This window comes from Psychrobium sp. MM17-31 (assembly GCF_022347785.1).
Taxonomy (GTDB): Bacteria; Pseudomonadota; Gammaproteobacteria; order Enterobacterales; family Psychrobiaceae; genus Psychrobium.
Window position 1 is genome coordinate 15,611 of sequence record NZ_JAKRGA010000006.1, and the last position, 24,319, is coordinate 39,929.

The following is a 24,319-nucleotide window of genomic DNA, read 5'->3' on the forward strand; positions in this document are numbered from 1 at the left end:
GTGCAATCACAGGTAACCTTGCATCGTCGTAATATCTTTATTTTGCCGAGCAAGTTTGGTGTCGTATTCCTCGTGCTCAATATCTTATTGTTTATCTTGGGCGTTAACTATCAGAATAACTTGGTCATTATTTTAAGCAGTTTCTGTTTTTCGCTATTTGTTACCACCATGCTGTTTTGCTATCAAAATATGGCAGGACTGCAAATAAAGCCTGTATTACGACAAGAATACACAGCGGGGCAGCTGGTTAGTGTCGAATGTCATCTAAGCAGTGAGCAAGATAAACACGCGATAGATTTTTGTTATCAGCGCCAACCATTGCAATCGGTGCCATTAGTTGGCCATCAAACCAATGTTGCCTTGACGTTGCACGAAAAAAAGCGCGGTGTTCATCAATTGCCACGCTTAATAGTCGCCAGTCATTATCCGCTAGGAATTTTTCGAGCTTGGTCTAATTTAGAGTTTGAGCAACGTCTTATTGTGTTTCCTGAGTCGCTACCTTATGCCGAGCAATTATCGGCGATTGAACAAAGCGATGGTGCTTATGATTCTAAACGCACGACCAGTGGCGACAGCTTTTCAGGACTTGAACCATATCGTGAAGGTGAATCTTTGAAACGTGTGGCGTGGAAACAGCTGGCACAGGGTAAGGGTATGTTAACTAAGCAGTTTGAACAGACCTTAGGTGAGCCACAATGGTTAGATATTGCGGATATCGATGGCCAAAATATAGAACTGAAATTGAGTTATTTGGCGTATTTAGTTAATTACTTTTCCAGCTTAAGCCAACCGTTTGGCTTATTACTAGGCGCGCAAAAACTGGCTATTGGCCACGGCAATCAACACCGATTGGATGCGCTTACCATGCTTGCGACCTATGGCGTTAACGGAGCTGATTATGAATAGTTCGTGGTTGGTCAATCGTCATATTATCGTGTGGATGATGGCCGCCTATTTTATTAGCCTGCTGATGTTGTTTGAACATACGCCGTGGTGGATTCTGCTGTTTAGTGGTGTCGCCATTGGCTGGCGCTGGCTTTATGTTATCGGCAAGGTCAGCGTGTTTAATCGCCTTGCTCATCATGGCTTAACCATCTCTGCGGTGGCGATGTTAATTGTCTCTAGCCTTGGCAGCGGCATGATGGAAAATATGGTCAATCTATTGCTGCTTGCTTATGGTTTGAAATTTATTGAGTTACGGCAAAAGCGCGATGTATTTGTATTGGTCTTAGTTGGCCTTATTACTATTGCTGTAACCTTTATTTACAGCGAATCGCTGGCGACTACCCTAGTTGCTGCCGTGCTGGTGGTGTTGCAGTTGAGTATTTTGGTGGCACTGCACGCGCCGCAAATGAAATGGCATCAGCAAATGAAGATGGCGGGTAAAATTGCTGCGTTGTCGTTGCCAATGACTATCAGTTTGTTTTTGATAATGCCGCAGCTCGGGCCGCTGTGGTCGGTTACCATGGCTGGCGGTGCAACAACGGGATTATCTGACAATATGTCGCCGGGGGATATTGCTAGTTTACGTGGTAGCTCTAAATTGGCGTTTAGCGTAACTTTCGACGGCGAGCCTGTGCCTGAGCGAGATCGCTATTGGCGTGCTCTGGTGTTAGATCGCTTTGATGGCCGAGCGTGGCAGCAACGAGAGCGACGTTCGCGCTGGCAGCCTTATGAAGATGAGGTAACTTGGCCTGATCTGAGCAGTGAGCCAAGTATTAGCTATCGAATTATTGCTAAGTCGAGCAATCAACATTGGTTGTTTGGTTTGAATGTCGCGACAAGTCGCGATAACGATGTTAAACAAATGGCGGACTTAACGTTAAAGTCTGCGACGCCTTTGGCTTCTACAACGGCTTATAACGTGGTGAGTTATCCGCAACTCGCCAGCAAGCTGGCACTGCCCAAAGCAGAGCGAGCACGTAATCTCCAGTTACCAGAGCAAAGTAATTTACAAACTAAAGCTTGGGTTGCACAGCAAAGGCCGCTATTTGCCTCTGATCTTAAGTTTGCTGAATCGGTATTGCGACACTTCAACCAGCAGCCATTTTATTACACTTTAGAGCCGCCGTTGCTCGGAGAAAATAGTGTCGATGAATTCTTGTTTTCAACGCAGCGTGGCTTTTGTTCTCACTACAGCAGTGCCTTTACCTTGATGATGCGCTATGCGGGCATTCCAGCGCGTGTAGTGACGGGCTATAAAGGAGGAGAGTGGAATGAAGAAGTTAAATATCTCAATGTATATCAATATGATGCTCATGCTTGGAGCGAAATTTGGATTGAAGGCGCTGGTTGGACTCGCGTCGATCCAACGGCGAGCATAGCGCCTGAGCGAGTAATTTCGAGTCTCGACAATGAAACCGCCCAACCCTTTTTAGGTGGTAATGCCTTTAGTTTGGTGCGCTACAAGGAAAACCCATGGCTCAATAGTTTGCGTTTAACCTTAGCGGATATTGAGTTTTATTGGAGCCGTTGGGTTGTTGAATATAACAATGAAAAACAAATGCAGCTGCTGCAAATGATTCTAGGAAAACTAACAGGTTTGCGAATTGTCGCTTTCACGCTATTTCTGATGGCAGCAATAGGTTTATTACTGTGGTGGCAAAGTGGTTTTCGCTGGCAGCGGCCTACGATGCAGGACAAATTTGAAGCCGTGTATCAATCGCTGATCAAACAGATGGCTCGACGGGGTGTGGTGCGAGAAAATCATCACACTGCCAGCGAGTTTGAAGCGGTTATCTGTGCGCAACATCCTGAGTTATCAAAAGAAATTAAGGAATTTACGGCGTTTTACAATCGGGTAAATTACCGCACTCAATCAGCTGCTAGGGCGGATGATGTAAAGTGCGCCAAGCAGCTATTGAATCGACTACTCAAGAAAATCTAAGATGGCATGGGCCACGTCGCGCGGTGCTTCCATCGGTAATAAGTGATGTTGGCCCTGAAATTCAATATAGGTGTCATGGGGTTTTATTTTTTGCCATTTTTGCCATGACTTAGGCGTTAAGAATTCAGACTTCTCGGCACGCAGTCCTAAAAATGGTTTGTCGAGCTTGCGTAGCATTGGCCACGCATAAGGAGGGTGTTGATAGAACCACGCCTCCCAATGCTTACTGTATTTCAATTGCCATTGTTCACCCACGGCTTTGGTGCCGCCAACAATATATTGCCATAACGCTGGATCGGGCAATGCGCGATAGGCTCGCTTACTGCGATGAAAATCAAAGGCTTGTTGTAGGCTGTCCCAAGTATCTGGCCTGCCAAGAGTTTTGGTTATCATCTTAGTTTTGCGGGTAAATTTATTGGGTAGCCAATTTGCGAGTTTTACAAGTGGAGTGGGTAAGAATATTGGATCGATAAATACTATTTTTCCAAATAATTCAGGTGCTTGCTCAATTGCCATTAATAACACAATAGCGCCCATTGAATGACAGACGCAATGGAAAGGTTGATTTTGCTGGTGGGCGCGCGCGAACTTTACAAGATCGGCGGCGAGTACCGGCCATTGATTGTTTTGCCATGGGTCGCTGTCATCCCAACACGGACGACTAAGTGGCGCTAATACATCATAACCTTGTAGTTGTTCTAACAAGGGCTTATAACAGGCGCTAGGGTAGCCGTTGGCATGAATAAATAGGCAGGGCATGTCGCCTTGTGAAAACTGGATGAAGGGAATGTTGGTGGTTGCACAAATTTGCTCTTCTACGGCGTTGTACTTGTCGCTAGTATCCATGTTCTGGCATCATACCTATTCAAAAATTAGTTGGAAAAACAATGAGTCACTGGTTAGGGAATTTACAACAAAGTACGCTCCAAGGCACTAACAATATCGAAATTCACTATTGTGCCATGGTGCAAGAAGGCGCGTCACCTGCGATGATTATGGTGAACGGGCGTACTGAAAGTTATTTAAAATATCAGTCACTTATTAATGAATTCTATCAACTTGGTTACAGTGTTTATATGCTAGATCACCGTGGACAAGGCTTGTCGCAGCGGTTGTTGGATAATCATCACAAAGGTCATGTTGAAGAATTTTCTTATTACGTCGAAGATTTAGCAAAGTACATCGATGACGTGGTGTTGCCAAACAAGCATACTCATCACATTTTGCTCGGACATTCGATGGGGGCAACAATCGCTACTCGTTACGTGCAGACAAAAGTACATCAAATTGAGCGCCTGATCTTAGCCAGCCCAATGCACGGTATTTTATTGCCTGCGCCACAATTTGTGGTGGAACAGATCGCCAATGCGGCATTAATGGCGGATAAGTTATTGCAGCGGGAATCGAGCTATGTGCTTGGTGGCAAGCCGTATGACAACGCAGCGTTTGAAGAGAACGAATTAACGCAAGACGAAGCACGTTATTCTAATTTTCGTCAGATCTATGATGATAATCCGCAACTGCAATTAGGCTCGCCCACTTACCATTGGCTCCAGACGTCACTTATTGCCTGTAAAGCTTGTATTGCTGATGCGCCAAAGATCACTATTCCGACCTTATTATTGCAAGCTGGTGCAGAAACCATCGTCGACAATGAGGCGCAAAATGAATTTGTTGCCAATATGAATCCTGAACTGATCGAAAAAATGGCAGTAGACGGCGCGCGTCATGAATTGTTTTTTGAGTTAGAAGACTATCGCACCCCAGTTATTGCCAAGGTGCGACAATTTCTCTCTTTTAATGATGATGCTTAGTCGCAGTGTGTTTGTTACTTAAGCTACGATAAAATAACTTAGTGGTGCGCTCCTCTGGCAGCCAGCTGCTGTATTTGAGCTTCAGTGGTGCTAGCGGACGCATTGTGACGACTTGCTCCATGGTTTTACCATCGCTCATCGCCTCAACCATTAAACTACGAGCTCGTTTTAGTAGTTTGAGATACTTTTTTAAGTCTTGTTTATTAGTAACTTGGCCGTGCCCGGGGATAATGATGGTTTGGTTGTCTACCTGTTTCAATATATCGGCGACTGCATCGATTACGCCACTTAAACTACCGCCACTATCGACATCGACAAAAGGCAATCCACCGAGGTTAAAGTAAATATCGCCAAGATGTACCGCATTCGCCTTAGTGAAAAAGATAACTGAATCGCCATCGGTATGGGCGTGAGGATAGTGCTTTAGGTTGGCTTTCTCATCGTTAAAGTGCAGTGTCATGTCGTGACCAAAGCTAAGTACAGGTAAGAACTTAGAGTTTTTACCGTGCTTGTGTTCAAGCCTTTTATACACGTTGTGATGAGCGATAATATGACTGCCATCATTGGCAAAGTTTTCGTTACCGCCGGTGTGGTCGCCGTGATGATGAGTGCTTACTACAAACTCGGCGCGATTGGTTTGAATGTTGCCCAAGGCTTTTTTGATCTCGTCTGACAAACGAGCAAATTGATCATCAATGATATATAAACCGTCCTTGCCATGGCTTACAGCGATATTACCGCCTTGACCATAAATAACGTGCAGTTGCTTAGCAACAGGAGTGACCGTTAATGGGCTTTTGTGTTCATCGGCAATCGCCAATGAGCTTCCCCATAACAAACTTGCACTTAATAATGTTGTTAATTTCATTATCGATACGCTTATTGGTTGGTTCTTTTTAGTCACTTTGACATACTAGCTGCAGAACGTAAATCAAATAAATGTAACCGTATGAATCTCAAGTTGTTAACCGCTAGCCTGTTTTTAATTGTCAGTCATCCATTGGTGGCTAAAGCAAGCAATTTCACTATTGAAAACAAAGCGCTTTCAGGAGCAATGACGCCGTTAAGTAGTGACGACCTATGTGATGTCGCCTCTGGCACTATTAATTATCTCGATAAGGGCAAGGCTTATGACGGCCATGCTAATCACGCAGGAATTAGCCAGCAGTTCGGTGGTGATTTAGCGCGCGTAAAGGCAACACTAGCTTTTATTTGTAAAGTAAATCAGCAAGATAAGAAAGCGGGGCGACAATCTCGTTTACATAATATCAACTTCATCAACCGTCATTTTGAGATGGTTCGTTGGCTACCAGATCAGCAGCAGGTGGCTAAGTTTTCCCATCAAAAACCTTTGTTGCAGAATATTCCAGACGGTCATTTACTATTAACTAAGTATTACATTAAGAAAGCCAAGGGCAGTGCTACTCAGTCTGAGTCGACACCGCATGCGCTGTATCAAATTCCCCATGATGAGGCGTCATTAACGCTAGAACAGGCGGACGCTAAAAAAGACCACATTACCCGTTATCAATACACCAAGCAGCAAGTCTTGTCTGGTGTATTAGATAAAAAAGAATTAGCAGAGCCTATGGTGTGGTTATCTCGAAGTGATTTAGAAGATACCTTGATGCAGGGCACTGTGATGATCGAAGATGCGGCGGGTAATCCAAAGCACTTTTTTAATGTGCACCGTAATAATGGTATTGCTTATGATCGCAACCTCAAGAAAGAGCAGCAAGGTCGCTATTGGTATTTCAAGAAAACCCAAAGTGTATTGGGATATGGTAAAGACGCCAGTTACAAGATTCCTATTAAGCCGTTAGTGACAGTGGCAGGGGATTTAGCGCACTTGGGATTGGGCAAGCTTATTATGCTAAGCCACAATAATCAGCATCGTTTGGTGGTGCTGGCTGATACGGGGGGAGCGTTTGAAAACAACCAGTATCAGCTGGATTATTTGGGAGGTTATTTCTATAACTGGGGTGATTACATTAATACTTATCGCCATTTTCCTGATTATTTTGAAGCGCGTATTTTGCTGTTAAAAGAAGAGGCTAGCCAGTGAAAACCGTTCAGTGGATAGCAGGGCATCGCGTCGATTGGCAACGTGGCGAAGTCGTTTTCGGTAAAGATATCAAATCGGTTGAGCCAAAGGCGATGGCGGTACTTAAGGTACTAGTCGAAGCCAATGGGGATGTGGTTACGCAGCAGAAAATACTCGATGCTGTGTGGGGAGAAGTTGTCGTTGCACCGAATGCTTTGCAGCGGTGTATCGCTCAGTTGCGCAAGGTTTTTGCCGACGATGCTAAGTCGCAATCGGTCATCAAAACTCATCCTAAACTCGGTTATAGCTTGGTGGCTAAGGTTAATAAGAATCCGGTGGCGAGTGTTGCCACGAATAGCCGTTTTAAAAGTTACTCATTGATTGTTATCGCGATTTTGGCGCTGGCCTTTGGTTTATTGAAACCGCCGACTCAGCAATCACCTGACAGTACGCCGAAAATAAAACAACTGAAGATGCTTACCAGTGCCGATGAGGCGCAATATGGCGGCGTAATTGTTGATGGTAAATTGATTTATATTCAAGGGGATAACCCTCGCCAATTAAGCATTGTCCGTCAAAATCTTAGTGATGGCAGCTCAGAAGTATTAGCACGAGAGTTATGGATTGAAGGCGGCTTGTCATTTGATCATTACAATAATGCGTTATTGTTTAGTCGCTTGCGTTTGAATGGAGCAATCAAGTGCAGTGAAGTTGCCAAGCTCACCCTTGACTCGCTAAGTGTAGAAACGTTGATCCCTTGTAAGCGCGGCTTTATGACAACGCCAAATGCGCTGAATGCGGCGCAAGTATTGACGATTTATCGTGATTATCAAGGCAAAATCTCATTACAACGTCATGATTTATCGCAAGGTACTATGCGTGATATTGCGCTTGAGCTAGGTAAATTGAATAGTTTGGCGATTGAACCACAAAGCGGCAAGCTAGCCATTATTAGCGCCGATGAAACTCAGCCTTATCTCACGGTTGGACAACTTGAAGATAACGAGTTTAAGGTGTTACAACAATGGCCGCTTAGCAAGGAGCTTTCATCGTCAAATGTTAGGTGGCACACACCATCAAAAGTGATTATTGCCGCTGAGCAGCGCTTGAAGATCTTTGAAGTTGGAAACGAAGAATCCACTATCGCTATTCCGAGTAGAGATAAGTTATTTGCTGTTATAAATTATGATGACCGACTCATTGTCGAGTTAGGGCGTGAAGATTGGGATGTTCATTCGGCCCAGCTCTTAAACTCGCAGAAAAGCGTTCAATCAATAGCGCGCTCGATTTATCGAGATTTTGATGCTCGCTTTCGGCCACAACACCAAGATATGAGTTTACTCTCAGATCGCAATGGCGGCGTCCAATTATGGCTGCAATCGACGCAACAAACTCAGCAGTTGACTAATAGTCAGTCCGATGTGTCGTCTTATGCATGGAGTCCACAGGGTAATTCATTGGTATTTGTTGCTGGTGACGAGCTTTGGAGCAAAGTCGTAGGAAAGCAAGCTCAGCGCGTTAATTTAACGGCAAAACCACTAAGAGTTTATCAATGGTTTGAGGGTTCTGCGCCGACGGCGTTGTTAAGTGGATTAGTAGATAATGAACAGTGGTTAATGGAAATTAACTTAACCACGGGAAGCACTCGAAAAGTCATGAAAACTGATACGCAGTGGGCACAGCGTATCGGCGATCAGCATTATCTGACCAATAGCACCGATGGTTATTTACGGCACATAGATTTAAAAGGCACTTTATACGTCGCAGAACCAATCGCATTAACCAAAGATATGAAGCTGCAATGGCGTTTTATCATTGGCACTGACAGCGGTATTTATTTTCAAGATAAGCAGCAAAATGTGTGGCGCTTATCGTCTGATTTGTTAACCATTAAACGTGTTGGTCACTATGATGAAAACACCCTGTTAATGACGGACGTCGATCCAAAAACTGGGCGTTTTTTAAGTGATGCCTTTAAGCGCAATATTCGAGATTTTGCGCTCTTAGACTAGCTATAGCTACATAATTAGTATTAGCTTTTTTCGCTGATAATGTGCTGAATATACTCTATCGCCTCTTCATTGTTAGCGGCTTTCGCCAGCGCTAATGCCTCGTCGATGTAGTGCTGATATTGCGCTTGTTGTTTGTTATCGAAAAACACGTTTGCCAACATAATCCGATAAAACACATTGTCTGGCTTTAGTTTGAGGATGTGTTTTAAGGTTTGGACTTGTTTTTTAGGCTGGTTGTGTTGAGCGTAATAATCGCTGAGATCGTGCAGAGTGTTAATTGGCGATAGTGAGTAGCCGTATTTTTTAGCAAGTTGCTGATAGTAGCTATCCACTGCTGCAATTCCGCCTTTGGCCAGCGCTGACAAGTCTTTTGGATTGCGATCACTAAAGACTAATTCTAAGGCCTTGGGAAAGAGCACCATTGGCGCGGTGTAATAATTAATATCACTTTGCTTGTCTAAGGTTAGTGACAACTTGGTATCTACCTGCTCACTTAGGTGCTTAAATTCGGAAAAAGCCGCGTTATTTTGATGGAAGCTACCTAAGGACACATAAGCGGAACGATATTTTAACTGGTCGCTGGTCAGTTGTTTTTTAAGTCTCGTCATAACATTGTTCTTATCTAAGACCCATGCTGGATTGATGCTGATATAGGCATTAAACAGCTGCGGTGCATCTGCCATGATATTTAGCGGCAAGTTAGCATTAGTGGAATAGCCTTCAAGAATGCTAAATGGCAAAATTGAATAGTGTTTCTTTACCAGCGGCAGAATCTCTTGTTCGAGAACATCGATGGTGATCGCTGTATTGTTGCCAGATGCTTGCACGTCTTTCATGGGCACTTCGTTCGGTGCGGGAATATAGGGCAATTGAATAACGATCATCTTCGGAATTGGACCAAAACTGACGTGGCTCATCCAATCGATTTGTTCCAACATACTCTTTAATCGTCTGTCACCTGCTGTGGTATACAGCGGAATGTATTGCTGTTTTTCGTCGTAATCTTGCGGCAGGTGAACGCGCAATTCGATAGCTTGTTTGCTGAATTTGCTCGCTATTTTATGCTGTTTGAGTTGATGTTCAGCGGTTGCATGGCTCGCGAGTAATAAGCTAAGTGCAAATATGCTGGCTAGTCTGTTAATCATGGATAAAAACATGAGAGTTCCTTGTGGTTTTTGTTGTCGCGACATTACAACCAGAGAATTGGATAATTGATTGATTTTTCTATGAGTAAAAGCTGATGTTTTTATGATGAAAAGTCAAAATAGTTGAGCTGAAACAAAGCGATATTCTTCATTTCTAAGCTATGATACATTAGCGCTAATAACCATTGACTAAACAACACAGCCTCGAACTTATGCAAACACGCTCCCTGATTCGAATTCTTGGTCTATTAATCACCATTTTCAGTACCACTTTGTTGGTTCCTGCGTTAATTGCAGCTTATTACGACGATGGTGGTGGTGTTGCTTTTGTCGAATCTTTTGTGGTTTGTGTCATCATCGGCTTGTTTTGTTGGTATCCGAACCGCGAGCATAAGCGCGAACTCAAGGTACGTGACGGATTCGTTGTCGTTGTGATGTTTTGGCTTGCGCTAGGCAGCGTGGGTGCGGTTCCTTTCTTATTGTCAGATAAGCCCGACATGAGCTTAACCGACAGTGTCTTTGAGTCTTTTTCTGCCCTGACCACGACGGGCGCAACTGTTATCACTGGGTTAGATAATTTACCAAAAGCGATTTTGTTTTATCGTCATCTGCTGCAGTGGCTTGGTGGTATGGGGATAATCGTATTGGCGGTAGCTGTACTGCCAATGCTTGGCGTTGGTGGCATGCAGCTGTACCGCGCGGAAACACCGGGACCCGTAAAAGATTCCAAGATGACACCGCGGATTGCCGAAACCGCTAAGGCGCTGTGGTATATCTATGTTGCCTTGACCACGCTTTGTAGCTTGGCGTATTGGGCGGCGGGCATGACGCCATTTGATGCTATTTGTCATAGCTTCTCCACCATTGCCATCGGTGGTTTCTCAACCCATGACGCTAGTATTGGTTATTTCGATTCATCACTTATCAATCTGATTTGTGTAATATTTTTATTAATATCAGCCGTTAACTTTAGCCTTCACTACGCCGCGATTATTCGTCCCAAACAAATGCTGCGCTCGTATTTTAAAGATCCTGAGATGCGCCTATTTTTCCTATTTCAGTTGGCGCTGGTGGTTATCGTATTTACCGTGTTGTACCGCGAAAATATCTATAACTCAGTCGACGAAGCATTCGATCATGCTTTATTCCAAGCGGTATCTGTGTCAACCACCGCAGGATTTGGTACCCAAAGCTTTAGCGGCTGGCCGTTATTCTTACCGCTATTACTAATCTTCGCATCATTTATGGGGGGGTGTGCTGGTTCTACTGGTGGTGGCATGAAGGTTATTCGCGTGGTATTACTGTTTTTACAAGGCGCACGTGAATTAAAGCGCTTGGTGCATCCGCGGGCAGTTTATGCAATTCGCTTGGGTAGCAAGGCATTGCCAGATCGGGTGGTTGATGCAGTGTGGGGCTTCTTTGCCGCTTATGCGCTGGTGTTTGTAATCTGTATGCTAGCGCTGCTATTCACCGGCCTCGATGATATTACGGCGTTTAGTGCGACCGCTGCATCATTAAACAACTTAGGCCCAGGCTTGGGTGAGGTCGCGGCGCATTATGGCGATATCAATGATGCTGCGAAATGGATTTTGGTGATTGCTATGCTGTTTGGCCGTCTTGAAATCTTTACCTTACTTGTCTTATTTACGCCGGTATTCTGGAAAAACTAATGTCGATTATTGCTCTAATTTACTCAACTCACGATGGCCAAACACTAAAGATATGTCAGCGCATGGCGCAGCGTATGGCGCAAGGTGGTCAGGAAACTAAATTGATGTCGTTGGCGGAGGCAGATGCGATAAATTGCAGTGATTACAGTCAGGTAATTATCGGGGCTTCAATCCGTTACGGCCATCTAAACAAGGCGCTCTATCAGTTTATAAACAAGCATCAAGCGCAGCTTGAGCAAGTAAAAAACGGTTTTTTCTGCGTTAATTTAACCGCTAGAAAACCGGAGAAAAACACGCCGCAAACCAATGCCTATATGAAGAAGTTTATGAGTTTGTCGCCGTGGCAGCCGCATAGTCTTGCAGTGTTTGCGGGGGCTTTACTCTATAGTCGTTACGGTTTTTTCGACAAGTTTATGATCCGTTTAATCATGAAAATAACGGGTGGCGAAACCGATACCAGCAAGGATATCGAATACACCGATTGGCAAAAAGTGGACGAGTTCGCTGATTCGTTGTTGGAAAATCACGACTAGTTTATGAAGCTGCCACTGCGGATAAAGTCACCGGCACCTAACTATAAGCAGTTTTTTATGGTGGCGGGTGTCGCTTTACTGGTTTTGGCTATCTTGGGGCAGTTGTGGTGGCCATCATTGTCACTGCAATTTGGTTTGGTGTGTTTGGCGGCTGTTTCACTGTTTTTTATTGGCATTGCTAAACATTTTGAGCCGTCTGTTAGCTTAGAGCTAACTCAGCAACACCTGCGCTACTTTCATCGTTATGGCCAGTGGAATCTTGATTGGGAAAATATCAGTCGCATCCACATTCCTCGTTTCTATTATCAACTGCAACAAAAAGAAATTCACTATATTGGTGTAAAAATCATTGATTTAGAAAAGCTAATCGATAATGTCTCGCCACGCTTAGCTAGCCGTATTATTCATGAGCATCGCGATATTCTGGCATTGGCTATTTCACAAGGAGATTTAACAGCTGAGGAGGCGCAAATTGATTTGGCACCGTTTAAGATGCCATCCGGCTTTCAGGTCGTTGGGCCATTAGCACCATTTTTTCATCAAATGGTTTTATTGGAAAAACACTACGGTGCCCACTTATTTATTCCATTTAGCGGCTTTAATGAAGCCGTCGATGAAGTGGTTAACCAAATGAATACTATAAGAAAAATGCGCTAGGTGAGAACAGGCGCTCAATATCGCCGATGTGTTTTTTATCGATTAAAAACAGAATAACGTGATCGCCTGTTTTGATTTCGGTTTTGTCATGAGCAATGAGCACATCATTATCACGCACTATTGCACCTATAGTAGCCCCCGGCGGCAATTTAATATCCATGATGCGACGACCAACAACCTTCGATGTCATGGAATCACCGTTAGCGATGGCTTCGATGGCTTCTGCCGCGCCACGGCGTAGTGAATATACGTTACTAATATCACCGCGTCTTACGTGAGAAAGCAGCGCTGAAATCGTGATTTGTTGCGGTGAAATGGTGATATCAATGTTGGTATCTTCCATTAAATCAGCGTAAACACTACGCTGAATAAGCACCATGACTTTTTTCGCCCCCATGCGTTTTGCGAGCATCGACGACATGATATTTGCTTCATCGTCATTGGTTACGGCGATGAATAAGTCGGTTTGCTCGATGTGTTCTTCGCTCAGTAGTTCGTGATCGGCGCCATCACCAACAAACACCGTCGCGTCGGTCAGCTCTTGTGATAGGGCTTCGGCGCGTTTCTGATTGCGCTCGATAAGCTTAACCTGATGGCTTTCTTCAAGCTGCTTAGCAAGCCCTGCACCGATATTACCACCACCGACAATCATTATTCGTTTATAGTGATTTTCGAGCTTTTGTAGCTCACCCATTACCGCGCGAATGTGGCCTGTAGCCGCAACAAAGAATACCTCGTCATCTGCTTCGATAATGGTGGTACCTTGCGGCCTTACTGGACGACCTTGACGGAAGATGGCAGCTACACGGGCGTCGATATTAGGCATATGCTCCCGCAGTGCAGAAAGCGCGTGACCAACCAAGGGGCCGCCGTAGTAGGCACGTACCGCAACTAGGCTGACTTTTTTGTTGGCGAACTGTAGTACCTGTAATGCACCGGGGTAATCTACAAGGCGGCGAATGTAGCCAGTTACCAAGGTTTCTGGCGAGATAAGCTCGTCGATAACAAAACCTGCCGCAGGATCTTTTTTCTCCAGCTTCTTATCGTCTTTAAAACAGGCTTTCTTGGAGTGAAAGAGATGTTTAGCAACACGTAGATAATCGTCGTTGCGAATACGGGCGATTTTAGTAGGTACTTTATACAAAGAGTAAGCAACATGGCACGCGGCCATGTTGATTTCGTCAGAGTTGGTTACTGCAATGACGAGATCGGCGTCGTCGGCACCCGCATCTAACAACACCTGTGGGTGTGATGCATGGCCGTGAACGGCGCGTAAGTCTAATTTATCTTTGAGCTCGGCAAGTGCCGCGCGGTCGCTGTCGACAATGGTGATATCGCTGTCTTCACCGACTAGGTTTTCTGCGAGGCTACCGCCTACTTGTCCTGCGCCTAAGATAATTATTTTCACGCGACTGACCTTTTATTGTTTTTGTAGTTTAGCGTAGTAAAAACCATCACTATTATTGTCGCCGGGCAGCAGTTGCCATCCTGGCGTTTGTGGCGTATCGCCTTGATGTAATGGAATTAATTTAGCATCTTGATGACGCTCTAGAAACCTAGCAACTTGCTGGCTATTTTCATTAGGGAGAATAGAGCAAGTAGCATAAACAAGCGTACCGCCTGATTTTAGTAGTTTCCAGCTCGCATCGAAGATTTGTTGTTGAAGTTCGACTAATTGCTCAATATCGCTGTCGCGACGCAGCCATTTAATATCGGGGTTGCGGCGAATTACACCTGTTGCTGAACAAGGGGCATCGAGTAATATGCGGTCGAATTCTTTGCCGTCCCACCAAGTTTCTGGCGCCGTGCCGTCACCACAAATTAGCGTAGCTTCAAGGCCGATGCGCTCTAGATTTTGGGCAACGCGATCTAAACGTTTTTGATCGCAATCTAAGGCTGTAACTTCAATATCTTTTGCCAATTCAAGTATATGGCAAGTTTTTCCACCTGGTGCTGCACAGGCATCTAAAATGCGTTCGCCTGCTTGGGCATCAAGTAATTCAGCCGCTTGTTGGGCGGCAATATCTTGTACCGAGCTAGCGCCTTTATCAAAATCTGGTAAGGCGGTTACTGGCACAGGATTGGCTAACAAAATGCTGTTATCACCAATTGCGCCTGCGGTAGCCTCAATTTCTAACTCAGCTAGTTGAGCAAGATACTGGTCACGACTTTGCATTGCACTGTTGTTACGCAGCCACATCGGTGAACGTTCATTGTTAGCCTTGAGAATTTGTTGCCATTGTTTTGGATAAGCAGCCGTAGCACGTTTGATTAACCATTTCGGGTGGTTAAAGGTAATAGGGCCTTTGGTTGGCATGTTCTCGCGCAGTTCTTCACTCTGGCGTTGCAGATTACGCAGCACACCATTGACCAAACTCTTGAATTTCGGACGCTGAATATCATCTACCGCAGCAACGGTTTCCCCAAGCGCCGCATGTGCTGGAATGCGAGTGTGTAAAAGCTGATAAGCACCGACGATAAGCAGGTGATGAACAATGCGTTGCTTACCTTTTAATGGTTTATCCATCAAGGTGTTAACAAAATACTCTAGCTGAGTTAACTCACGCATTACTCCATAACAAAGCTCTTGCAGTAGTGCTTTATTTTTGGGGTTGTCAATTTGCGATTGAGCTGCTGGTAATGCTGTGGCGAGAGACTCGCCACGTTCGAGTACGGCGGCAACCGTTTGTGCTGCTAGGGCACGTAAGTTCATAGTTGGCTGCCTACTTCAAATAATGCTTTGCGGCTATTGAGAATATCGTTAATCGCCATCGCTTTTTTACCTGGGAATTGCAGGTTCAATAAGGTGATAGTGCCTTCACCAGTCGCCACTACAATGCCTTTCTTATCGGCGTTAATGATAGTACCAGCAGCTTGACTAACAGGCGTTAAGTCCGCTGTAGCTTGCCAAACTTTAACATTGAGATCAGCTACTTGGAAAAAAGATACTGGCCACGGATTAAAGGCGCGAACACAGCGCTCGATATGTGCTGCACTGTCATTCCAATCTATCTTAGCTTCATCTTTCGACAACTTATGGGCATAGGTAGCTTGTTCGTCATCTTGAGCTTCTGCTGTTAGTTTGCCTTCACTAAGCAAATCTATTGCTTCAACTAAGGCGCTAGGTCCTAACTCGGCTAAACGCTCATAAAGCGTAGCACTGGTTTCTTGGGCATCAATATCTAAACTTGCTTTATATAGCATGGCGCCAGTATCTAGACCTTTGTCCATTTGCATAATAGTAACGCCACTTTGTTTGTCACCCGCCCAAACAGCACGTTGAATGGGCGCTGCGCCACGCCATTTCGGCAATAGCGAACCGTGAACATTGATACAACCAAGTCGCGGTGTGTCTAACACTTCTTGTGGCAGGATAAGACCGTAAGCGACAACTACCATCAGATCTGCATTAAAGGTAGCCAATTCTGTCTGTGCATTTTCATTGCGCAGTGATTTAGGTTGGACAACAGGTAGCTCGTGCTCTAGTGCAAGTTGTTTTACAGCACTAGCTTGTAGTTTCTTACCACGACCCGATGGTGTGTCTTCTTTCGTGTAAACCGCCACAATTTCATGTGGCGATTCAATTAAAGCGGCTAGGTGTTTTGCGGCGAAATCTGGAGTGCCAGCAAATATAATTCGCAATGGTTGCAAACTTGTATCCTTATTTAGCGAGTAGTTTAGCTTCTTTTTCTAATTTCTTAGTGATGCGGTTGCGCTTAAGTGGCGACAGGTAATCAACGAATACCTTGCCTAGCAGATGATCTAGCTCGTGTTGCACACAAATCGCCAGTAGTTCTTCTGCGTCGAATTCAAACTCTTTGCCATCGCGATCTAGGGCGCGAACCGTTACTTTTTCGGCGCGCTCTACGCTAGCGTAAACGCCTGGTACAGATAAACAGCCTTCTTCATTCATCATTGAGCCTTCGCGGGCGATGATTTCTGGGTTCACCATAATGATTGGCGTGTCTTGATCTTCTGAACAATCCATTACTACGATGCGTTGGTGAATGTCGACTTGCGTTGCGGCTAAGCCTACGCCTTTCTCGTCGTACATGGTTTCTAGCATGTCATCGATGATTTTTTGCGTTTCGCTAGTAACTTCTGCAACAGGCTCAGCAACTGTGCGTAATCTTTTGTCTGGGAATCTTAAAACTGTAAGGACTGCCATAATTTTTCTCGTTTATCCTAGCGATCTAGGGTTAGGTCCGCTATTAATCTGTGTTATGTTGGTATTTTAAACATTTCAACAGCGCTTTGACAGTTTTATTGTTGTGGAGCAAAGGTTAATTTGAGATCGTTGTTGCAATTTGATTAAATCAAAATGTTTTTATTTTTATCCCAAGAGTTTACGCAAGGATCAAGCTATGTGGCGAGTGATAATTTTGTGTCTGCTTGTTGTAACAACAAGCTGGGCAAATGCAGACGAATTGAAGGTTAAAGCAGATTCTCCCAAGCGCTATGTGGTAGTGAAAGGCGATACGCTGTGGGATATTTCATCAAAGTTCTTATCTACTCCTTGGCGTTGGCCAGAATTATGGGGCATGAATAAGCAGATTGCTGATCCTCATTGGATTTATCCCGGAGATGTACTCAATTTAGTTATGGTGGATGGCAAACCACGTCTTGTTGTAGAGCGGGGCAAACCTAAGTTGAAAATGACTCGCCACGGCCGTAAATCGCGAAAAGTTAATCCTATTCCGACTATTCCACTAAAAGATATTCAGCAGCATTTGACTGAACACCAAGTTGTTACCTTGGGAGAGTATGACGATTTACCTGTGTTAGTAGGTGCGGAGCGCAATAGTGTTTTCTATAAAAATACTGATATTGTGTTCGTTAATCAGAAGCTTGTGAAAGACGCTAAATATGGACTTTATTCTCGAGGCCGCGTTTTTTCATCGCCTAAAACTAATCAAACTCTTGGCTTAGAGCTAAACCTTATCGCCACTGGTGTCGCCGTTGAATCGGCAGATATCAGCCAACTGCAACTAACTAGCGTTAAATCTCAAGTGAGTAATGGTGCGGTGATCATGCCGTTGCCAGAAGATGATTTCCCAGCTTACTTTATGCCGGAAGCGGCACCAGCTGATCTAGCGTCTGAGGTAATTGGCTCTGCAAAGCTGTATCGCGAGTCGGGTTTACACAACGTGGTTATTATTGACGGCGGCAGTGAGCAAGGTATTAAACAAGGTAATGTATTTAGTGCTTATCAACCTGGAAAAATTCAGTTTGTAGATTCAGATGGTGTAGTACGCGATCCGGCAAACTACCGCTCTTATGACCGCATTAAGGCGTACTTCGTTGATGACGAAACTCAAAAATTGCCTAATGTTTATCGTGGCAAAGTGATGGTTTTCAGAAGCTTTTCAAATTTGAGCTATGCTTTAATTATCGATATCAAACGTCCTGTTAGATTAGGTGATGAATTAATTAATCCATAGTTGTATCTTAAATTAATCATTCTCCTTTTAGGCGTCATAAGGAGAATGAATGCAACGTCTACATCAGGTCCTCACATTAGATCTCTTGCCGCAGCTGGGTGTTTATCGCCTTGAACAGCGCTTGCGGGGGCGTGATCCTTTTTCACTATTTGCTTTGTCGGAGCCTGAATTAGTTGATTTGGGCTTTAACCCTCAGCAAATAACTTTGCTGCAAAATCCTCCCATCGATAAACTGCAAACGATAGAAGATTGGCTGTCTCAAGCAGTCAATCGCAGCGTCATTAGTTACTATGACGATGATTATCCTACCTTATTAAAAGAAATATCCTCACCTCCGATGCTGCTGTTTTGTGAAGGCAATCAGGGCTTACTTCACGCACCGCAAGTTGCCATTGTTGGTAGCAGAACTGCGACTATTTCAGGTAAAGAAACCGCCAAGCGTCTAGCAAGTGATTTAGCTAAACAAGGCATTTGCGTAACCAGCGGTTTGGCGGCTGGTATCGATGGTTTTGCCCATAAAGGCGCGCTGCTTGGTGGCGGAGCAACTATCGCTGTCATGGGCTGTGGTTTAAATACTATTTATCCAAAGTCTCATACGACCTTAGCAAAGGAAGTTGCTAACTCGGGATTGCTTCTTTCCGAGTTTTGGCCAGAGATTACGCCAAAAGCAGTGCAATTTCCAAGGCGCAATCGCATTGTTAGCGGCTTGTCGCTTGGTGTTGTGGTGGTCGAGGCAGCAGATAAAAGTGGCTCACTTATTACGGCGCGACTCGCCACCGAGCAAAACAGAGAGGTGTTTGCAGTACCTGGTTCTATCAATAACCCAAAAGTGGCGGGATGCCACAAATTAATTTCACAAGGCGCTAAACTTATCACTGGCGTGGCCGATATCTTAGAAGAGCTTTCTCACTACACCCTTATTCGGGACAACAATGTAAGTGCTGAAATTTCAGATGACAACAATCAAACAACTTTAAACTCTCCAACCGCAGACGATATTGTATTGGCGAATGTCGGCTATGAAGTAACCGCGGTTGACGTTATTGCGCAGCGTTGCGAAATGACGGTAGAGCAAGTACTTGAGCGTCTTCTAATGCTTGAATTATCCGGCTGGGTCAGTGCTGAATCTGGCGGCTATATTCGTATTCAGGGGGAAGCTTAATGTTTGAATGTCTAATGTATTTATTTGAGAACTATGTTCATAGCGAGATGGATGTGATGATGGAAAATAAGATCCTCACTGATGAATTATCGGATGCGGGCTTTCAGAAAGACGCCGTATTTAAGGCGCTAGCGTGGATTGAAGGGCTAGCCGATATGCAAGAAAGGCTAGATTATTCGGCACTATCACAGCAACCTGTTCATTCAGTTCGCATTTTTACTGACAGCGAGTGCGTCAAGCTAGATCAAGACTGCCGTGGCTTTATTTATTTTCTCGAAAAGATTGGTGTGCTCAGTGCTGAAACCCGTGAGATGGTTATTGAACGTGCGACACAAATTGAAAGTAAATCGTTTTCGGTAGATGATTTAAAATGGGTTGTCTTAATGGTGCTGTTTAATTTACCCGATCAACAAGCCGCTTTTACTCAGTTAGAAGGACTGATGTTTGATGAAGCTGGTGGCACCATGCATTAATTGTCTGCTAATTTGTTTAAAAAAACCGCTGTTATACCATTGGTATACAGCGGTTTTTTTGTGCTATGGCGAGTTTGTTATAACTAATAAGTTTAAATTCGTTGTTCGTTATTCCTTGGGGGTATAAACTTTTTGCTATTACGATGATCGAGTTATAAGCAAATGAGCACACTAATAGACAAAATTGATAGTAAAAGTGTATTCGCAAAAGGCGAGGTGGCACTTGTTGGCGCTGGACCTGGTGATCCAGAGCTATTGACTATTAAAGCACTGCGTTTTATCGAGCGTGCTGAAGTAGCTGTTTATGATCGCTTAGTGAGCGCCGAAATTATGGCATTGCTCAGTGACGACTGTGAGCTGATTTACGTTGGTAAAAAGCAAGCCGATCATCGATTAACACAAGACAAAATCAATGAGCTATTGGCAGAGCAAGCCAAGTTAGGTAAACGCGTATTGCGCTTAAAAGGCGGCGACCCTTTCATTTTTGGTCGCGGTGGCGAAGAAGCGCTTCATTTGCTCGCTGAGGGAGTGAGCTGTCACGTTGTACCTGGTATGACGGCGGCTTCATCGTGTGCCGCTTATGCTGGCATTCCTTTAACGCATCGCGGTGTTGCGCAAGGTTGTAGCTTTATCACTGGGCACCTACAGACCGAAGGACGTTTAGATTTACCGTGGCCGGCGCTAAGTGTTGATACGCAGACTATTGTTTTCTATATGGGAATTAATACCTTACCTATCATTAGGCAGCAACTGATTGAACATGGCCGCAATCCTCATACACCAGCGGCTATTATTGAAAAGGGCACACGCCCTGAGCAGCGAACCATTCGCGGTACGCTGACAACATTGCCTGAGTTAGTAAAACAACATGACATTAAGCCGCCGTCTTTAATCGTTATTGGCGATGTTGTTGCCCAGTTTGATGAAGAAAACATTAACAACAACGGCTACCTGCAAGCTACAGAGAATACCGATGCAATATTTTCCGATTTTCGTCGATACACAGCAGCTTAATGTTTTAGTGGTTGGTGGCGGCGAAGTAGCTACTCGAAAAATTGAGCTGTTATTGAAAAGTGAGGCTTGTGTTAGCGTCGTTTCTCCGGATTTATCCTCGGAAATTCAAGAGTTTGTTAAAAGTGGCCGCGTAACTCATATCGATGGCTTTTTTGATGAGTCCATGCTCGAAGGGCGCCAATTGGTATTTGTGGCAACGGCTAACGAAGCACTCAATGCGCAAATCAGTCGGTGTGCAAAAGCGCTTAATGTAATGGCCAATGTGGTTGATTCACAAGAACTTTGTCACTTTATTACCCCATCTATTATCGATCGCAGTCCCATGGTGTATGCCATTAGCAGTGAAGGTAAAGCGCCCGTATTAGTGCGCTATTGGCGTGAGCGTTTAGAAAGTTTAATTCCGCTAAACTTAGGAAAAATAGCTGATTTTTCGGGAAGTAAACGTCAGATAATTAAAGATGCCTTTACTGATGGCAACAAACGCCGCCGCTTTTGGGAACGTTTCTTTTCAGCTGGCGATAGCGATAGTGTCGGAAAACTTGAAGGGCTGTTTAATCGCTTGTTTCGCGAAGAGCAGGCAACGCAAACTGTCGATGGCGAGCTTTATGTGGTGCAAGTAACAAATGATGCTCAAATGTTGTCACTAGGTGCTTTGCGTCATATGCAGCAATCGGATATTGCATTACTCGACAACGATATCGATGGGCAAGTGGTAGAGCTAGTGCGCCGAGACGCCAATGTGGCGAATTTGGATGCCAATGAACCGTTAAATCAAGTTGGTGATCTATTGGCGGACAATCAGCGAGTTTGCATTCTAACGACCAAGCCCGTCGATGAGTTTGTTGAGCTTTGCCTACATTTTGAAAGCGATTATCTGATTAGGCGTTTTAATTCCGCGCTATCAATTGGTTAAATATGGCGCTAAAGTAGGCGCAGTTTTAATTTTGAGTCTATTTGCGCTATGAATATTTGGGTGGACGCCGACGCCTGTCCTGTCGTTATTAAAGAAATCCTCTATCGCGCCGCACATCGCGCGCAAATTCCTATGACCTTGGTGGCCAATCATGCCTTATCGACGCCGCCATCTCCTTATATAAAAACGCAAACCGTCGTTAGTGGCTTTGATGTTGCCGATGATGAGATTGTGAAAAAGGTTGAGGCTAACGATTTGGTGATCACTAGTGATATTCCGCTCGCCGATGAAGTCATCACCAAGGGCGCTAAGGCGTTAAGCCCTCGTGGCGAGCTGTTTACCAAGAGTAATATTAAAGCGCGACTCAACATTCGAGATTTTATGGACACTATGCGTGCCAGTGGCGTACAAACCGGCGGCCAAGCGCCGTTGAGTCAGGCTGATCGCCAAAACTTCGCCAATCATCTAGATACTATTATCTGCAAAGCACAAGCGAGTATTCGCAAGGCACAATCCAGCAAAGGGAATTCATAAGATGCAGTCACAGCCTAAAATAGCGCTAATCACTGGTGGCAGTCGTGGTATTGGCGCAGCGACAGCGCGCGCGTTAGCTGCTCAAGGATATTATCTTTGTATTAACTATCGCGGTAATCATGACGCTGCAACAGAGTTACAACAAGAGTTGTTACAAGTAACCGAAAAAGTCGTGATTAAACAAGCTGATATTGCTGTTGAGTCGCAGGTAGTCGAGCTATTTGAATTTATAGATCGCGAATTAGGAACCATAACAGCGTTGGTAAACAATGCAGGTATTTTACGGCAACAATGTCGCTTGCAAGATTTGACTGCTGAGCGCATAGATCAAATTTTAAAAACCAATGTGACTGGTAGTTTTATTTGTGCTCGTGAAGCCGTTAAGCGCATGTCGACGGCCTTAGGTGGCCAAGGTGGCGCTATTGTTAATGTTAGCTCGGCAGCCTCTTATACTGGGGCGCCAAACGAGTATGTCGATTATGCTGCCTCTAAAGGTGCAATGGACAGCATGACCAAAGGTCTGTCGTTGGAAGTTGCAGCAGAAGGCATTCGAGTGAACAGTGTGCGACCGGGTTGTATTTATACCCAAATGCATGCCGATGGCGGCGAAGCTGGACGAGTCGATAGGTTAGCGCCGTTAATTCCAATGCAACGCGGCGGCAAGCCACTAGAAGTAGCCAATGCTATCGCTTGGTTGTTGTCTGATGAAGCTTCTTACGCCACAGGCACCTTTATCGACTTAGCTGGTGGGCGATAAATAGATGGTCAATAAGAGTATTTACAGGTTGTGCACTATTTAGCTCTTCGGGCCGATTTGGTGTGCTAATTGAGTTTAGCTGTTTATTCAAATTAAGCGATAGCACACCAGTTACTTTTCTTAAATGAAATACTTCCATGTATTTCACCCGATGGGTAGCCTGCGGCTATTCAAATTTGTTCCAAACAAATTTGTGCGTCGCCACTAGAATATCTGGAATATTCTAAGACTGCGCTAGCAGGTCGCAAAGCGATAAGTCTCAGGACGAGACTTACAAAGAAAAGTAACCAAAAGAAAGGCGACCCGCGATTTATCGCTTAATCTTAAATGATAAATTGTCTATTCAATACCGTATTTGATCCGCATCCCTGCGGCAAATACTCAAAAATCGTCCCTGATTTTTGCATTGGCCAATTTCTAATTTAAGGCGACAAATAACGGGAGAGATCCGCGCTGCAGTATTTCTACTAAATTTAAGGTAATAATATTAAGACGCGAATATGCCCTCTATATTCATCAAAATTATAATTATCACCAAATCTCAGTTGTGTATGAGATTATTATTTAGATAGCGTCTCAATAAACTTATTAGACTCAGCAATAGACTGATTTACTTCCTTTATCAAAACGGCAATCTCTTGTTTTAGTTGCTTAAATTCAACTTCTATTGCGTTAACAGCGTTGGCGTTTAGATTGTGTTTTAAGTAGAGCACATTGTCGTTCAACGCTGCTAAAACAGGATCCATTTTCTTTTCTGACTGATGCATACTGCGCAGCATTCGGGCGTAAAGACGCTTAGTGTCATTGAGTTGTTTGGTGCTGTTACGCTTAAACGTGGCACTGGTGTATTGGTCAATCTCATCTTCCCATTCATCAAATAGCGCCTGTGCAACAGATTCGACACTGTCGATACGCTTTGATACCAAGGCCTTGGCTTCTGTGCTTGATTGGTATTGATCATTGAGGTTGTTGTAAATGGTTTCTAATTCGCCGCCATCGAAGTTGATCAGTGCGGACAACTCTTCGAGTGCCGAGTTAAATTGTTGCTGCGCTTCATTTTGCGCATCGCGAGTTTCCTCAACGCGGTCGACTAGTATGTCGCGTTTGTGGATTCCTACTTTTTCCATCGCGCCGTAATAGGCGCTTTGACAGCCCACTAAACCGACGAGAGCCAGTGCAAATAAAAAGCTTCTTTTCATGGTTTTATCCTTATCAATTGACTTGAATTCGTGCAATTTCAAGTAGTTTGGTTATTATATCTAA

Annotated in this window: 23 protein-coding genes; 15 read left to right on the top strand and 8 right to left on the bottom strand. The window is 44.4% G+C overall.

Going from position 1 to position 24,319, the window contains the following annotated elements; all coding sequences use genetic code 11:
• On the top strand, nt 1-906 hold the full coding sequence (locus tag MHM98_RS16550) for a DUF58 domain-containing protein (protein ID WP_239440477.1): 906 nt from the start codon (nt 1-3) through the stop codon (nt 904-906).
• Nucleotides 899-2,887 carry a DUF3488 and transglutaminase-like domain-containing protein gene (locus MHM98_RS16555; protein WP_239440478.1) on the top strand — a complete coding sequence of 663 codons (1,989 nt, stop codon included), beginning with the start codon at nt 899-901 and terminating at the stop codon, nt 2,885-2,887. Before MHM98_RS16550 ends, MHM98_RS16555 begins: the two co-directional genes overlap by 8 nt.
• Here the strand turns inward: MHM98_RS16555 and MHM98_RS16560 are convergent.
• Nucleotides 2,870-3,733, bottom strand: a complete 864-nt coding sequence (locus MHM98_RS16560; protein ID WP_239440479.1) for an alpha/beta hydrolase — start codon at nt 3,731-3,733, stop codon at nt 2,870-2,872. The genes MHM98_RS16555 and MHM98_RS16560 overlap by 18 nt on opposite strands.
• A 41-nt stretch (nt 3,734-3,774) precedes the next feature.
• Between MHM98_RS16560 and MHM98_RS16565 the strand changes: the two genes are divergently transcribed.
• Nucleotides 3,775-4,701, top strand: coding sequence for an alpha/beta fold hydrolase (locus MHM98_RS16565; protein WP_239440480.1), 927 nt, complete (start codon nt 3,775-3,777; stop codon nt 4,699-4,701).
• Here MHM98_RS16565 and MHM98_RS16570 read toward each other — a convergent pair.
• Nucleotides 4,685-5,569, bottom strand: a complete 885-nt coding sequence (locus MHM98_RS16570) for an MBL fold metallo-hydrolase (protein ID WP_239440481.1) — start codon at nt 5,567-5,569, stop codon at nt 4,685-4,687. The two genes, MHM98_RS16565 and MHM98_RS16570, sit on opposite strands and share 17 nt — an antisense overlap.
• Nucleotides 5,570-5,650: 81 nt before the next feature.
• On the opposite strand from MHM98_RS16570, the gene MHM98_RS16575 reads away from it, so the two are divergent.
• Nucleotides 5,651-6,766, top strand: a complete 1,116-nt coding sequence (locus MHM98_RS16575; RefSeq protein ID WP_239440482.1) for a hypothetical protein — start codon at nt 5,651-5,653, stop codon at nt 6,764-6,766.
• Nucleotides 6,763-8,757 (top strand): winged helix-turn-helix domain-containing protein, encoded by a 1,995-nt coding sequence (locus MHM98_RS16580; RefSeq protein ID WP_239440483.1) that lies wholly within the window; start codon nt 6,763-6,765, stop codon nt 8,755-8,757. Before MHM98_RS16575 ends, MHM98_RS16580 begins: the two co-directional genes overlap by 4 nt.
• A 20-nt stretch (nt 8,758-8,777) precedes the next feature.
• Here MHM98_RS16580 and MHM98_RS16585 read toward each other — a convergent pair whose 3' ends face one another.
• Complete coding sequence (locus MHM98_RS16585) at nt 8,778-9,914, bottom strand: alpha/beta hydrolase-fold protein (RefSeq protein WP_239440484.1); 1,137 nt, start codon at nt 9,912-9,914, stop codon at nt 8,778-8,780.
• Between the two features lie 200 nt (nt 9,915-10,114).
• On the opposite strand from MHM98_RS16585, the gene MHM98_RS16590 reads away from it, so the two are divergent.
• The 3 genes from MHM98_RS16590 to MHM98_RS16600 are packed head-to-tail and all read left to right on the top strand — an operon-like array spanning nt 10,115 to nt 12,762.
• Nucleotides 10,115-11,572, top strand: coding sequence for a TrkH family potassium uptake protein (locus MHM98_RS16590; RefSeq protein ID WP_239440485.1), 1,458 nt, complete (start codon nt 10,115-10,117; stop codon nt 11,570-11,572).
• Nucleotides 11,572-12,105 carry a menaquinone-dependent protoporphyrinogen IX dehydrogenase gene (gene hemG, locus MHM98_RS16595; RefSeq protein ID WP_239440486.1) on the top strand — a complete coding sequence of 178 codons (534 nt, stop codon included), beginning with the start codon at nt 11,572-11,574 and terminating at the stop codon, nt 12,103-12,105. The genes MHM98_RS16590 and hemG overlap by 1 nt, the downstream gene beginning before the upstream one ends.
• 3 nt (nt 12,106-12,108) lie before the next feature.
• Nucleotides 12,109-12,762 (top strand): DUF2982 domain-containing protein, encoded by a 654-nt coding sequence (locus MHM98_RS16600; protein ID WP_239440487.1) that lies wholly within the window; start codon nt 12,109-12,111, stop codon nt 12,760-12,762.
• Here the strand turns inward: MHM98_RS16600 and trkA are convergent.
• Genes trkA through def form a run of 4 tightly spaced genes read right to left on the bottom strand, consistent with a single transcriptional unit; the run spans nt 12,743 to nt 16,930 of the window.
• Nucleotides 12,743-14,170, bottom strand: a complete 1,428-nt coding sequence (gene trkA / locus MHM98_RS16605) for a Trk system potassium transporter TrkA (RefSeq protein ID WP_239440488.1) — start codon at nt 14,168-14,170, stop codon at nt 12,743-12,745. The two genes, MHM98_RS16600 and trkA, sit on opposite strands and share 20 nt — an antisense overlap.
• 12 nt (nt 14,171-14,182) lie before the next feature.
• On the bottom strand, nt 14,183-15,475 hold the full coding sequence (gene rsmB, locus MHM98_RS16610; RefSeq protein ID WP_239440489.1) for a 16S rRNA (cytosine(967)-C(5))-methyltransferase RsmB: 1,293 nt from the start codon (nt 15,473-15,475) through the stop codon (nt 14,183-14,185).
• Nucleotides 15,472-16,413, bottom strand: coding sequence for a methionyl-tRNA formyltransferase (gene fmt, locus MHM98_RS16615; RefSeq protein WP_239440490.1), 942 nt, complete (start codon nt 16,411-16,413; stop codon nt 15,472-15,474). The genes rsmB and fmt overlap by 4 nt, the downstream gene beginning before the upstream one ends.
• Before the next feature lie 10 nt (nt 16,414-16,423).
• The gene (gene def / locus MHM98_RS16620; RefSeq protein WP_239440491.1) at nt 16,424-16,930 is read right to left on the bottom strand and encodes a peptide deformylase; all 507 of its coding nucleotides are present in this window, start codon (nt 16,928-16,930) and stop codon (nt 16,424-16,426) included.
• 196 nt (nt 16,931-17,126) lie between these two features.
• Between def and MHM98_RS16625 the strand changes: the two genes are divergently transcribed.
• The 7 genes from MHM98_RS16625 to MHM98_RS16655 all read left to right on the top strand — a co-directional run bounded on the left by MHM98_RS16625 (nt 17,127) and on the right by MHM98_RS16655 (nt 23,056).
• Nucleotides 17,127-18,203 carry a LysM peptidoglycan-binding domain-containing protein gene (locus tag MHM98_RS16625; protein WP_239440492.1) on the top strand — a complete coding sequence of 359 codons (1,077 nt, stop codon included), beginning with the start codon at nt 17,127-17,129 and terminating at the stop codon, nt 18,201-18,203.
• Between the two features lie 49 nt (nt 18,204-18,252).
• Entirely contained in the window at nt 18,253-19,365 is a 1,113-nt protein-coding gene (dprA, locus tag MHM98_RS16630) for a DNA-processing protein DprA (RefSeq protein WP_239440493.1), read from the top strand.
• Nucleotides 19,365-19,838 carry a DUF494 family protein gene (locus tag MHM98_RS16635; protein WP_239440494.1) on the top strand — a complete coding sequence of 158 codons (474 nt, stop codon included), beginning with the start codon at nt 19,365-19,367 and terminating at the stop codon, nt 19,836-19,838. Before dprA ends, MHM98_RS16635 begins: the two co-directional genes overlap by 1 nt.
• 162 nt (nt 19,839-20,000) lie before the next feature.
• Complete coding sequence (gene cobA, locus MHM98_RS16640; protein WP_239440495.1) at nt 20,001-20,852, top strand: uroporphyrinogen-III C-methyltransferase; 852 nt, start codon at nt 20,001-20,003, stop codon at nt 20,850-20,852.
• Nucleotides 20,812-21,765: a bifunctional precorrin-2 dehydrogenase/sirohydrochlorin ferrochelatase gene (locus MHM98_RS16645; RefSeq protein ID WP_239440496.1), complete on the top strand. Its 954-nt coding sequence runs from the start codon at nt 20,812-20,814 to the stop codon at nt 21,763-21,765. The genes cobA and MHM98_RS16645 overlap by 41 nt, the downstream gene beginning before the upstream one ends.
• Nucleotides 21,766-21,813: 48 nt before the next feature.
• On the top strand, nt 21,814-22,299 hold the full coding sequence (locus tag MHM98_RS16650; protein ID WP_239440497.1) for a YaiI/YqxD family protein: 486 nt from the start codon (nt 21,814-21,816) through the stop codon (nt 22,297-22,299).
• Between the two features lies 1 nt (nt 22,300).
• Nucleotides 22,301-23,056 carry an SDR family oxidoreductase gene (locus tag MHM98_RS16655; protein ID WP_239440498.1) on the top strand — a complete coding sequence of 252 codons (756 nt, stop codon included), beginning with the start codon at nt 22,301-22,303 and terminating at the stop codon, nt 23,054-23,056.
• Between the two features lie 560 nt (nt 23,057-23,616).
• On the opposite strand, the gene MHM98_RS16660 is transcribed toward MHM98_RS16655, so the two are convergent.
• Nucleotides 23,617-24,255 carry a DUF2959 domain-containing protein gene (locus tag MHM98_RS16660; RefSeq protein ID WP_239440499.1) on the bottom strand — a complete coding sequence of 213 codons (639 nt, stop codon included), beginning with the start codon at nt 24,253-24,255 and terminating at the stop codon, nt 23,617-23,619.
• Nucleotides 24,256-24,319 lie beyond the last annotated feature (64 nt).

Coding starts and splice junctions, on each gene's coding strand:
- MHM98_RS16555 (WP_239440478.1), top strand. CDS start 899: ATGAATAGTTCGTGGTTGGTCAATCGTCATATTATCGTGTGGATGATG.
- MHM98_RS16560 (WP_239440479.1), bottom strand. CDS start 3,733: ATGGATACTAGCGACAAGTACAACGCCGTAGAAGAGCAAATTTGTGCA.
- MHM98_RS16565 (WP_239440480.1), top strand. CDS start 3,775: ATGAGTCACTGGTTAGGGAATTTACAACAAAGTACGCTCCAAGGCACT.
- MHM98_RS16570 (WP_239440481.1), bottom strand. CDS start 5,569: ATGAAATTAACAACATTATTAAGTGCAAGTTTGTTATGGGGAAGCTCA.
- MHM98_RS16575 (WP_239440482.1), top strand. CDS start 5,651: ATGAATCTCAAGTTGTTAACCGCTAGCCTGTTTTTAATTGTCAGTCAT.
- MHM98_RS16585 (WP_239440484.1), bottom strand. CDS start 9,914: ATGTTTTTATCCATGATTAACAGACTAGCCAGCATATTTGCACTTAGC.
- MHM98_RS16590 (WP_239440485.1), top strand. CDS start 10,115: ATGCAAACACGCTCCCTGATTCGAATTCTTGGTCTATTAATCACCATT.
- hemG (WP_239440486.1), top strand. CDS start 11,572: ATGTCGATTATTGCTCTAATTTACTCAACTCACGATGGCCAAACACTA.
- MHM98_RS16600 (WP_239440487.1), top strand. CDS start 12,109: ATGAAGCTGCCACTGCGGATAAAGTCACCGGCACCTAACTATAAGCAG.
- rsmB (WP_239440489.1), bottom strand. CDS start 15,475: ATGAACTTACGTGCCCTAGCAGCACAAACGGTTGCCGCCGTACTCGAA.
- def (WP_239440491.1), bottom strand. CDS start 16,930: ATGGCAGTCCTTACAGTTTTAAGATTCCCAGACAAAAGATTACGCACA.
- MHM98_RS16625 (WP_239440492.1), top strand. CDS start 17,127: ATGTGGCGAGTGATAATTTTGTGTCTGCTTGTTGTAACAACAAGCTGG.
- dprA (WP_239440493.1), top strand. CDS start 18,253: ATGCAACGTCTACATCAGGTCCTCACATTAGATCTCTTGCCGCAGCTG.
- MHM98_RS16635 (WP_239440494.1), top strand. CDS start 19,365: ATGTTTGAATGTCTAATGTATTTATTTGAGAACTATGTTCATAGCGAG.
- cobA (WP_239440495.1), top strand. CDS start 20,001: ATGAGCACACTAATAGACAAAATTGATAGTAAAAGTGTATTCGCAAAA.
- MHM98_RS16645 (WP_239440496.1), top strand. CDS start 20,812: ATGCAATATTTTCCGATTTTCGTCGATACACAGCAGCTTAATGTTTTA.
- MHM98_RS16650 (WP_239440497.1), top strand. CDS start 21,814: ATGAATATTTGGGTGGACGCCGACGCCTGTCCTGTCGTTATTAAAGAA.
- MHM98_RS16655 (WP_239440498.1), top strand. CDS start 22,301: ATGCAGTCACAGCCTAAAATAGCGCTAATCACTGGTGGCAGTCGTGGT.
- MHM98_RS16660 (WP_239440499.1), bottom strand. CDS start 24,255: ATGAAAAGAAGCTTTTTATTTGCACTGGCTCTCGTCGGTTTAGTGGGC.